This window comes from Burkholderia sp. Bp9031 (assembly GCF_003857965.1).
In the GTDB taxonomy this organism is placed as follows: Bacteria; Pseudomonadota; Gammaproteobacteria; order Burkholderiales; family Burkholderiaceae; genus Burkholderia; species Burkholderia ambifaria_A.
Map to the genome: position 1 here is coordinate 1 of NZ_QTPW01000071.1, position 3,507 is coordinate 3,507.

Annotated in this window: 5 protein-coding genes and 1 pseudogene; 5 read left to right on the forward strand and 1 reads right to left on the reverse strand. The window is 60.8% G+C overall.

The features are described from left to right. The 5 genes and pseudogenes from DIE15_RS36415 to DIE15_RS36435 form a co-directional block, all read left to right on the forward strand. On the forward strand, positions 1 to 256 hold a 256-nt coding region (locus DIE15_RS36415; RefSeq protein ID WP_148095698.1), incomplete at its 5' end, for an alpha-E domain-containing protein. Between the two features lie 8 nt (positions 257 to 264). Then, entirely contained in the window at positions 265 to 1,071 is an 807-nt protein-coding gene (locus tag DIE15_RS36420; protein WP_057923769.1) for a transglutaminase family protein, read from the forward strand. 237 nt (positions 1,072 to 1,308) lie between these two features. Next, positions 1,309 to 1,560: a YqjD family protein gene (locus DIE15_RS37985; RefSeq protein WP_409364333.1), complete on the forward strand. Its 252-nt coding sequence runs from the start codon at positions 1,309 to 1,311 to the stop codon at positions 1,558 to 1,560. A 175-nt stretch (positions 1,561 to 1,735) separates the two neighbouring features. Next, positions 1,736 to 2,472, forward strand: a pseudogene (locus tag DIE15_RS36430) (malate:quinone oxidoreductase); the annotation flags it as partial. An 89-nt stretch (positions 2,473 to 2,561) separates the two neighbouring features. Then, on the forward strand, positions 2,562 to 2,954 hold the full coding sequence (locus DIE15_RS36435; protein WP_057923765.1) for a hypothetical protein: 393 nt from the start codon (positions 2,562 to 2,564) through the stop codon (positions 2,952 to 2,954). Positions 2,955 to 3,198: 244 nt separating this feature from the next. Here DIE15_RS36435 and DIE15_RS36440 read toward each other — a convergent pair. Then, positions 3,199 to 3,507: cation:dicarboxylate symporter family transporter (locus tag DIE15_RS36440; protein WP_124835862.1), on the reverse strand; the 309-nt coding region annotated here is incomplete at its 5' end.

The following is a 3,507-nucleotide window of genomic DNA, read 5'->3' on the forward strand; positions in this document are numbered from 1 at the left end:
CCTGATCCTGAACGGCCGCATGCCGCGCTCGTTGCGCTATTGCTATGGCCGCGTGATGTCGAGTCTCAACCTGCTCGTGAAAGAGCATGGTGCTGCTCATGCGTGCCACGACACCGCCGCACAGATGCTCACGACGCTGTCCGACAGTACGATCGAACGCATCTTCAAGAACGGCCTGCACGAATTCCTGACCGGATTCATTCGGCGCAACCACCGACTGGGGCTCGAAATCGCCCAGGCGTACAACTTCGACTGAACGCAATCATGCAACTCTCGATTGTTCATACGTCCCGCTATGTCTACGATGCGCCCGTGCAGCAGGCCATTCAACGCATGCGCCTTCATCCACTGTCGAGTGCGAGTCAGACTGTCGTTGATTGGGAAATCCGGGTCAATGGCAAGCCGCCCGGGTTGTCGTATCTCGACGGATTCGGGAATCGAATCGACCTTGCAGACCATGTTTCGAGCGCGAGCGAGATTGTGATCGAATCTGCCGGAAACGTGACGACGCGCGACATGACGGGTGTGGTGGGGTACCTCGACGATTGTGCCCATCCGTGGCTGTTCCTGCGTGAAACGCAGTTGACCAAGGCGGGGGGCGCGCTCGAAGAATTCGCGATGTCGTTTTCCGGCATGTCGAATCAGCTGATGATGCTCCATGACCTCATGGAGGCGATCCATGACCGGTTCGAATTTGCAACAGGCGCCACGGATGTCGATACCGATGCCGAGACGGCATGGACCGGCGGAACGGGCGTTTGCCAGGACTATGCGCATGTTTTCATTGCGGCCTCCCGCCGGCTCGGTATTCCAGCCCGTTATATCTCGGGCTATCTGCTGATGGACGGCCAAGATCGACAGGCGGCCAGCCATGCGTGGGCGGGCGCGTACGTGGATGGTCTCGGCTGGGTCGGCTTCGATCCCGCGAACAACATCTGTCCCAACGAACATTACGTGAAGCTGGCTGCTGGCATGGATTATCACGGCGCATCTCCAGTCAAAGGGTGCAGCAGGCAGGGAAGCGGCGGATCCCTCAGTGTGGAGATCGATGTGCGTCGAGCGGTTGCGTGACGCATTCGTCGCTGGCTCATCGGGATAGCAGGCGTCATGGAGTTAGTCGAAATGCGCATAGCTCTTGCCGAGGAAAATTCGGTTGGGTACGTTGTTCATGTCGGATTTCCAATCACTGTGCGTTGGCGACAAAGGACTCCGAGCCGACAAGACGGGTATGTGCGCTCGAAATGAAATCAGGATGCAATTCATCAAATGGAGATCGTGATGACGACGTCGGCAAATATGCAAGGTGCAATGGAACGAGCAGCGAAGGATGCGGGTTATGACGGCGTTGACGCTTTCGATGACGAGAACGTGCGCGAGGCGCTTCGCGATCGACTCAAGCAGGTCAAGAAGAGAGCGGCGGAAGCGCAGGTGATTGTCGTCGAGAAGGGGAAGAAGACCGCTCGTGTCGCGAACGAGTACGTGCACGATCGTCCATGGACAACGGCGGCAACTGCGCTCGGAGTGGGGGTGTTGATCGGGTTGCTGATCGGTCGGCGATGAGCACAAGCGCGCCGGCCCGGCAGGCGCGTCGAACCGGACCTCTTTCGGAGCGCTGACCGGTTTGCCGATAGTGCCGGGCAATTGCATCTCCGGCAGCAGGTTCGACAGATCAGTCAGCGGCCAGGATAGGTCGCGGGTCGGCTGAAGCGCCATGTCGGCGTGTTGACCGTGTTTCGATCGTGCGGAAGTCAAGCAGTGGGTGCCGCTGATGATGGAAGGCCGCGACCGTTCGCAGAAGGTCGCCGCCGCCTGGACGCCGATCGGCACCGACGGGAACTTCGGCGAAATCACGCGGCAGTTCGTCGGCTACTTGCGGCAGCAGCCTGATATCTCGCGCCACACAAGACGGCACGTGGCACGTTTCGTGGGGCAGGCGCGACGCAAGTGGCGCACGGCAGGCCGTCGACGCGAAGTTCGTTTTCATTGGTGCGGGCGGCGGCGCACTGCACCTACTGCAGGTGTCCGGCATCCCTGAGGCCACGGAATACGGTGCGTTCCCGGTGGGCAGCTCGTTCCTCGTGACCGACGACACGGACGTCGTCAAACTCGTACTTCGACTGGCTGAACAGCACCAACACGCGCGGCGTGATGCCGATGATTCGCGTGGGCGTCGACGAGTTTCCGCTCGTGGAATACCTGGCCGGCCAGCTCATGCTGTTCCACGACGACCGCTTCAATGCGCTGAAGGAATACTTCCCGAACGCAAAGGAGGACGACTGGCGTCCGTGGCAGGCCGGGCAGCGCGTGCAGATCATCAAGCGTGACCCGGTGAAAGGTGGCGTGCTCAAGCTTGGCACCGAGGTTGTCAGCGCGAAGGGCGGCAGCATCGCGGGCCTGCTCGGCACATCGCCGGGCGCATTGACTGTCGCGCCGATCATGCCGAGTGTGCTCGAGAAGGTGTTCAAGGCCAAGGCGATTGCACACGACATAATCAGCCAATTCTCGACAGATTCAACATGAGTCACCCTCCACGACGCGACCGACGGCCATTCACGAAATCGATGTTGCTTCCGCTGCCTTCGGTGGACGTGCGACGTTTATCGCTGAGATTTCACCTTGCGCTTGCGGTGATGAGCTCCGGTCACGGAAACGGTGACCAGTTCATGACATTGCTCGGTACCACCTACATCGCCTTCTTCTTGCGCGATATCGAGGTAGACGATGTCGATCGACGCTTGTACAAGCGTGCTGAAGATGCGCTGGAGCAATGCATGCAACGCGTCGAGCAAGGGCAACCATGGACGCTCCTGGTCGATGAACGTATAGCAATCGAGCAATTGGTGACGTTCCACGACATACAGCTATTGATCGCCCCTGCGCATCGCTATGTCGACGCCTGGGAGCGCGTGAGATATGTCGTCGAGAAGGGACGTCCGTCGCCGATACCGGCGTGAACATGCCGACTTGGGCGCCGGCAGAAGCGGTTTCGCGCCCCGACCGATCGTTCCGCGCGAGCACACGTTCGCGACGGTTGGGGGGCCGTCAAGCACGCCGCTGTTCCGACGGTTTGCGGTTCCGGCTTCGAGAACGTTCGTCACCGGCAAGTGCCGATCTCGATCGAATGGGCGTGCGTACCAAGCGGGTGGCGTGTCTGCAGACAGCCACCGGCGTTGATCGGAACAGCGTGCGTGACCAGTGTCAGGCGTCTGCCGGGTGGGCAAGCGTCGCGGCGAGTTCGGCATCGATGCGGGCCGCGTTCGCTTCCGCATCGGCTTCAGGCAGCAGGCTGCCTTCCCACTTCGCGACCACCGCGCTCGCGATCGAGTTGCCGACCGCGTTGGTCGCCGAGCGCCCCATGTCGAGGAACGTGTCGACGCCGAGAATCAGCAGCAGCCCCGCTTCCGGGATGTCGAACTGGTGCAGCGTCGCCGCGATCACGACGAGCGATGCGCGCGGCACGCCGGCCATTCCCTTCGACGTCAGCATCAGGATCAGCAGCATCGTGAT

What these genes read in the sequence shown, in the direction of transcription:
- DIE15_RS36435 (WP_057923765.1), top strand. Translation starts at nt 2,562, where the DNA reads ATGTTGCTTCCGCTGCCTTCGGTGGACGTGCGACGTTTATCGCTGAGA.
- DIE15_RS36420 (WP_057923769.1), top strand. Translation starts at nt 265, where the DNA reads ATGCAACTCTCGATTGTTCATACGTCCCGCTATGTCTACGATGCGCCC.
- DIE15_RS37985 (WP_409364333.1), top strand. Translation starts at nt 1,309, where the DNA reads ATGGAACGAGCAGCGAAGGATGCGGGTTATGACGGCGTTGACGCTTTC.